The 4,232-nt window shown below is 75.7% G+C and carries 3 protein-coding genes; all 3 read left to right on the forward strand.

All coding sequences use genetic code 11. From position 1 onward, the window contains the following. The first annotated feature begins 850 nt into the window (after positions 1 to 850). The 3 genes from ACSNOK_RS31205 to ACSNOK_RS31215 are packed head-to-tail and all read left to right on the forward strand — an operon-like array spanning position 851 to position 3,844. Positions 851 to 1,948, forward strand: coding sequence for a DUF4328 domain-containing protein (locus ACSNOK_RS31205; RefSeq protein WP_436784159.1), 1,098 nt, complete (start codon positions 851 to 853; stop codon positions 1,946 to 1,948). 34 nt (positions 1,949 to 1,982) lie between these two features. Beyond that, entirely contained in the window at positions 1,983 to 2,666 is a 684-nt protein-coding gene (locus tag ACSNOK_RS31210; protein WP_436784160.1) for an RNA polymerase sigma factor, read from the forward strand. Next, entirely contained in the window at positions 2,666 to 3,844 is a 1,179-nt protein-coding gene (locus ACSNOK_RS31215; protein WP_436784161.1) for a hypothetical protein, read from the forward strand. Before ACSNOK_RS31210 ends, ACSNOK_RS31215 begins: the two co-directional genes overlap by 1 nt. The last annotated feature ends 388 nt before the right edge of the window (positions 3,845 to 4,232 follow it).

The following is a 4,232-nucleotide window of genomic DNA, read 5'->3' on the forward strand; positions in this document are numbered from 1 at the left end:
GGTGCGGGGGTGGCCCGGGGCGCGGAGACGGCCGGGCCCCTACCCCCCACAGGAGAAGCCGCGGCCGCCGTCCGCTGCGGACCTTGGCGAGGCCCACACTTCCCTCAGCGCCGAACGGCCGGATTCCGTCACAGCGCGCGTGGACGACACGCCCCTCCGGCCCCCGGGGCTGGGGCCGGAGGGGCAGGGCGGGTCCTTCCGAGTGGCGGCTTCTGGCCGGTTCCCACCGGTCGGCCGCTCCCGTCCGGTCTCTTCTGGACGGAAACGGTCCGTTGCCCGTAACGTGCGGGCCGCGTCGCCCGGTGCGCACGCGACGGCCGGCGAGCCGCCGCCCCGCCCGCGGGCCGGCGCCGACGAGCAGTCGATCAACCGGTGCCGTTTTGGTGCCGTTCCGGCGTTCCGTGGGGGGACCGAAGAGATGTATCCGTGCGGTCGATGCCGCGCCGCCGCCGTGGGGCCGGACGGCCGCTGTGCGGCCTGCGGCGCCGAACAGCGGCAGCCTGAGGGGATGCGGCAGCCCGAGGGGATGCGGCAGCCTGAGGGGGTAACGGCACCGACACCGAGCGGGTGGTCCGGTCCGTCCCACGCGTCGCCTCCGCCCTCCCCGCAGCCGGTGCCACCCATGCCGTCCTCGCCGCCCCCGATGCCCTCGGCGCCGCCACCTGCCCCGGCCGCGCCCGCGACGGCCGCCGCGTCGGCCGGGGCGGCGGTGAGCGCGCCCGCGGGTGGCCCGCCGTACGGAGCCCCTCCAGCCGCGGTGGTGCCGGACGGGGCCGTCGCGTCCGGGCCCGCGCCTTCGGGGCATCCGGAGTCCGGCCCTCTGCCTTCCGGGCCCGTGCCTCCCGGTTCTGTGCCTTCCGATTCGGGGCCCGGGCCGCTCGGCGCGATCGACCTGCGCCGCGGCGTGCGGATCTCGCTCACGACCGTCCTGACCCTGGCTCTGCTCGGCCTGTTGCTGCTCGCCGCCGCCCGGTTCCGTCAACGCGGCGCGCTCGGCGACGTGCTGGCGGAAGGCGTCGTACTCAGCGACGCGACGGCGGACCGGGCGAACGAGGCGGACACGTTCTTCGCCTCCGTCTCCCTGGTGACCACCGTGCTGGGCCTCGGCACGGCCGGCCTCTGGGCGGTCTGGTTCCGCCGCGTGCGGCTCAACGCCGAGGTGCTGGCGCCCGGTTCGCACCGCTTCGGCAGCGGTTGGGCGGCGGGCGCCTGGTTCACCCCGGTGGTCAACCTGTGGTTCCCCAAGCAGATCGCCAACGACATCTACCGCGCGTCCGCCCCCACCGGGGCGCGAAGCGCGCCCAAGGGACTGCTCAACTCCTGGTGGGTCAGCGGCATCGTGGCCGGCGCCCTCGCCGCGGCGAGCGCCTTCGGCTACGCGCTGACCGAGGCGAAGATGCGCCGCGACTTCCGGCTGGAACGGTACGACGCCTGGGAGGACGACGTCCGGAACCTGCGGACCCTCGCCGGGGCGAGCGCTTTCGGATACCTGATCTGCGCCGTCGCCGGTGCCCTGGCGCTGCTGGTGGTACGGCAGTTGACACGCATGCAGGAGGAACGGGCGCTGGAGGCGCTGTCGTTCGACGATCCCGCCTCGCCCGGCGCCGTACACCCCGTCCCCGGGTACGCCCCGCCCGCCGGGCCGTACGCGGCTCCATGGCCGTACGCGCAGCCCGTGCCCGGGCCCGGGCCGTACGGGGCCTACCCGGCCTACGGGACGCCGCCCGGCCCGTATCCGGCCGCCGGGCCCTACGGCCCGTACCCGCCTCCGGGGCAAGGCCCGTCGAGCCCGTTGCCCGGAATGGCGGCCGGCCCGTACGGTCCTTCGTACGGGCCGGTGTACGGCGCGCCGAACGGTTCCCCGTACGGCCCTCCGCCCGGCGCGGGCGGCTCCGTACCGAATCCGTACAACAACGGCGAGCCCGACGGCGGACCCACGCATTACTGATTCGTGAGTTCTGCCGGTGATGCAGGATGTGGGTGTGCAGGGGGATGACGCTGAGCTGACCGTCGCGGTACGCGCGGCGCAGGGCGGGGACGAGACGGCCTTCCGCGCGGTCTACCGGTCCGTCCACCCCCGCCTGCTCGGGTACGTGCGCACGCTCGTCGGCGACACCGACGCCGAGGACGTGACCTCAGAGGCGTGGCTCCAAATCGCCCGCGACATCGGCCGGTTCACCGGGGACGGCGACCGCTTCCGCGGGTGGGCCGCCCGCATCGCCCGCAACCGCGCCCTCGACCACATACGGGCGCGCGGCCGGCGGCCCGTGATCGGCGGCGACGACAGCGAACTCGCCGGCCGTGCCGGGAAAGCGGACACCGCGGAGGAGGCGTTGGAGGCCCTGGGCACCGAACGGACCCTGGCGCTGGTCGCCCGGCTGCCACGGGACCAGGCGGAAGCCGTCGTCCTGCGCGTGGTCGTCGGCCTCGACGCCACCACCGCCGCGGAGGTGCTGGGCAAACGGCCCGGCGCCCTCCGCACGGCCGCGCACCGCGGACTGCGCAGACTCGCCCAGCTGATGAACGGAACGGACACGACCGGAGGGGCCGGGGTGAACGGAGAACCAGGGCCGGACAGCATCCCCGGACAGCGCAGATCATCCACCGGGCCGGATCCTTCCCGCGGTGTGACGCGATTGGGCGCGCGGACGCAGAAGGACATGTGATGGCGGACGACCACGAGCACGACTGGTTGGAGCACGACGACCGGTTGGACGGCACGGCGCTCGCCTCCTGCGCCGCCTGCGACTCCGACGCCTCCCCCATACCGGCTCCCCACCCCGGACGGACGGACGCCGCCGTGGCCGCGCTGCGCGCCTTGGCCGTACCCGCTCCGGCGCAGGGCCGTCCGCTTCCGGGCGAGGACGCCGCCGTCGCCGCCTTCCTCGCCGCCCGACACGGCGCACCCGACGAACAGCCCGGCCACGCGACCGAGCCGGCGGCACCGCGGAACACTCCCTTCTCGCCGGACGCGGTCACCACCACCGCCACGCCGGCCGATTCCGTGGCGGCCGATTCTGTCGCCGCCCATCTCCACGGCAGGGAGCCACGCTCATACGGTCGAAAAGGCCGGGGCGGCCGTGTCGGCAGAGCCGGGCGGGCAGGGGGTACCGGCCGTCCGGCGCCCCGCTCCCTGCCTCGCCGCCGCCCCGCACGGACCGTACTCGTCGCGGCGTTGGCGGCATGCGCGCTGAGCGGCATCGCCGTGCTCTCCGGCGTCATCGCCATGCCCACCCCGTTCACCGCCGCGCACCGGAACCCGGCCGCGGTGGACGACCGGGCGAGCACCGGCGCCGAGGACGCCCCGCCCTCCGCCCGCCCGCGCCCTTTAGGCTCCGCCTCCGACGGTCCGGCCGACGACCGACCCGAGGGCGAGCGCTACGGCAAGGGCCCGGGAGCCCGCACCCTCCCGCCCTCCGTCACCGCCCCGCCCTCCGGCCGTGGCACTCCCCGGGCTGACGAAAGCTCCCAGGCCCGGCCCGGCGGGGGCGACGACCGGGGCGAGGAGACGGCGTCCCCCTACCGAGGGGACCCCGGCGGAGACCTCGAACAGGCCGTCGGCCTGTGCCGCGACTACCTCACCCGGGGGAAGTGGCGCGAGCAGGCGGACGAGGACACCGTGCGCGCCCTCGAACACCAGGCCGGCGGCCCATCCGGCGTCCGCGCCTACTGCACCCGCCTCGTCCAGGACCACGACCATGTCTCCGACGACGGACCCGGCGGCGACGGCGACGACGGGAGCGACGACGCTGAGGAAGACGATGACGACGAGGACGACCAGGAGGGAAGCGACGAAGACGAGACCGGCGTAAGCGAGGACGAGGACGCTGCCGGAAGCCGGTGACGACCGGGGGCAACGGATGCGGCGGTCGTCAGGCGGTCTCGGCCGCGAGGAAGGAACCCGCGCCCGCCGGGCGAGGGCGGACAGGCCCCTGTGACAACGGCGGTGGCAGCCGCCCTCCCCGCGCCCACGGCCGCCGACCGCAGCCCCACCCCTCCCACGGTGTCCAGGGTGATCAACCCGCGAGACCGGAACGGCGGGCACGCGGCCGGCAACTCCCGCATCGGCCCGCCGGGTGTGACGCTTTCCGGGGCCGTGGCGCTGTAGGGAGTGAGCCGACTGGTCATCGGCCGCGCGGAAGCCGCAGTTCCCCCCATGCCGCAGGCTCCGCGCAACAGCGCGGGCGGGGTACGTCCCCCCGGCCCTGCCCGCGCTCCCTCCCTCCTCCCTC

It is taken from the genome of Streptomyces sp. URMC 126 (assembly GCF_051386555.1).
In the GTDB taxonomy this organism is placed as follows: domain Bacteria; phylum Actinomycetota; class Actinomycetes; order Streptomycetales; family Streptomycetaceae; genus Streptomyces.

What these genes read in the sequence shown, in the direction of transcription:
- ACSNOK_RS31215 (WP_436784161.1), top strand. Translation starts at nt 2,666, where the DNA reads ATGGCGGACGACCACGAGCACGACTGGTTGGAGCACGACGACCGGTTG.